The organism is Mycobacterium sp. TH-M82, from assembly GCF_057473605.1.
The window spans coordinates 1-2,373 of sequence record NZ_JBYCKY010000177.1 but is presented as its reverse complement, the minus strand read 5'-3'; the positions used below and the strand labels follow the sequence as shown (position 1 = coordinate 2,373).

General features: G+C 65.8%; 2 protein-coding genes and 1 tRNA gene. 1 reads left to right on the top strand and 2 read right to left on the bottom strand.

The window, feature by feature from the left end; all coding sequences use genetic code 11:
• Positions 1–494: 494 nt before the first annotated feature.
• On the bottom strand, positions 495–827 hold the full coding sequence (locus tag AC2VON_RS05295; RefSeq protein WP_486951992.1) for a hypothetical protein: 333 nt from the start codon (positions 825–827) through the stop codon (positions 495–497).
• 115 nt (positions 828–942) lie between these two features.
• On the opposite strand from AC2VON_RS05295, the gene AC2VON_RS05290 reads away from it, so the two are divergent.
• A complete protein-coding gene (locus tag AC2VON_RS05290) occupies positions 943–2,100 on the top strand; it encodes an IS630 family transposase (RefSeq protein ID WP_486951991.1) in 1,158 nt (385 codons plus the stop codon).
• A 177-nt stretch (positions 2,101–2,277) separates the two neighbouring features.
• Here the strand turns inward: AC2VON_RS05290 and AC2VON_RS05285 are convergent.
• Positions 2,278–2,351: transfer RNA gene (locus AC2VON_RS05285), tRNA-Pro, on the bottom strand.
• Positions 2,352–2,373 lie beyond the last annotated feature (22 nt).

Below are 2,373 nucleotides of genomic sequence, written 5' to 3'. Positions count from 1 at the left end.
TGCTGAACGCCTTGACCTGTACGACGCCGATCCCGCAGCGGTGTCGGCTGCGTTGCGGGCCGCGCGGGGCAAGACCGGCTAAGAATGTTTTCGGCGTACCTCGACACGTGCGTCCTCGTTCCAAGCCTGTCGCGAGATGTCCTTCTTGAGGTCGCCGAACAGTCGGTCTACCGACCGTTGTGGAGTTCGGAAGTTCTTGGCGAGTTGGAGCGGACTGTCCGCCGACTCACCGCCGAACGAGGCGTAGCGCCTGACGTGGTCGACTCGTACGTCGGGAGATTGCTGGCCCAGACGAACCGGGCCTTCCCTGACGCACTGGTCGATGGGTGGCAGCCGCTCGTCGAAGTGATCAGCCTGCCCGACGCGACGGATCGCCACGTCCCACCGCGGAGCGCGACCGAAATCGCCACGTTGTTGCGGGACCGGCAGTGCCCGGGATTCGGCGCGGCATTGCTCCTTGCACTTAGTGGTCGCGCCCGTAAGTTCGTCGGGGGTCACGTCCAGGCGGTTGGGTTGCCGAGGTAGAGGCCGCAGGCGGTGTCGAGGGCGTCTTCGGGTGAGCCTGCTGTGTGGCCGGTGGGTAGTACCGAGTCTTGGTAGCCGTTCTTGCTGGCCAGGTAGATCGCGAAGCCCCAGCGGGAGGCTGATCCGCCGTAACGCAGCCGCATCAGGGGCATGGAGTCAGCGTCGGGCAGGCGGGCGGTGACGTAGGCGAACGTGCCACGGAAACGCACCTCGACACCGTTGAGCTGGGGCCATCGTTGCCGAGCATGGGCGGACAGGCGTTGTTGCAGGGAGGTTTTCGTCGATGCGGGGGGCGCGGCCATGGTCAGTGATCGTGCCCGACGGCGTGTCGCTGGGCAACAAACCATAAGTGATGGGTGAGCCTGAAGTGTCCAGTGTTATCAATTCGCGATCATTGCCTCGTGGAGTAGCCCGCCCATGCCGCCCGCCGACCGGATCACGTTGACCGGGTCGGCGCGGCGCGAACTGCGCCGCCTGGTGCGGGCCTGGCGCACCGAGCAACGCCTGGTCACGCGGGCCAAGATCGTGCTCGCCGCGGGCGAGGGAATCCCGAACGCGGTGATCGCGGCGTCGCTGCGGGTGTGCGAGGACACCGTGCGCAAGTGGCGGAACCGCTGGTGTGCGGCGCCGGGTGTCGCGTCGCTGTCGGATGCAAAACGGTCCGGGCGGCCACCGGAATTCAGCCCGGTGCAGGTCGCCCAGGTCAAAGCGGCGGCGTGTGCGCCACCTGCGGATGCCGGGCTGGCGCTGTCGCGGTGGTCGTGCCCGGAACTGGCCCGCTACGCCGTCGCCGCCGGGTTTTGCGAGTCGATCTCGCCGGCCACGGTGCGCCGCTGGTTGTCCGAGGACGCGCTCAAACCCTGGCAGTACCGGTCGTGGATCTTCATCACCGATCCCGACTTTGCCGCCAAGGCGCAGCGGGTGCTCGACCTCTACGACCGCACATGGCAGGGAAAGCCGCTGGGCCCGGGTGATTACGTGATTTCTGCCGACGAGAAGACGTCCGTGCAGGCCCGCTGCCGCTGCCATCCCACGCTCCCGCCCGGGGTGGCGCGGACGATGCGGGTCAACCACGACTACGACCGTGGCGGCGCGCTGGCTTACCTGGCCGCCTACGACGTGCACCGCGCGCAGGTGTTCGGCCGCTGCGAAGACACCACCGGCATCGAGCCGTTTGCCCGGCTCGTCGCCCAGGTGATGACCACCGAACCTTACGCTTCGGCCAAGCGGGTGTTCTGGATCGTCGACAACGGCTCCTCTCATCGTGGCCAAGCCGCGATCGACCGGCTCACCGCCCAGTTCCCCAACGCGATCCTGGTGCGCACTCCGGTGCATGCGTCCTGGCTCAATCAGATCGAGATCTACTTCTCTATCGTTCAGCGAAAAGCGCTCTCGCCCAATGATTTCACCGACCTTGACGCCATCATCGACCGCCTGAACGCCTTCGAGGCCAGCTACAACCAGTACGCACAGCCATTCAAATGGAAATTCACCACCACCGACCTCGACGAGCTGCTAACCAGGCTCGACCACCATCAACGCGAGCACAGCCCCATCCAGCCCCGCGCCGCTTGAACGCCACCCCCGACGAATTTACGGGCGCGACCACTTAGCTAATCGGGTGCAACATCTCGGCTGCGGGCGCCGGCGAGCTGCTGTCGAAGCACTTGTGGTCCCAAAATGGGACCGCGCTCCGGGTCGTCTGATCTGCCACCCAGAACATCACAGCAGATCAGAGCCCATTTTCTTAAGTCGGGCTGACAGGATTTGAACCTGCGACCACTTGACCCCCAGTCAAGTGCGCTACCAAACTGCGCCACAGCCCGGTGCCGCCGACGAACAGCCACG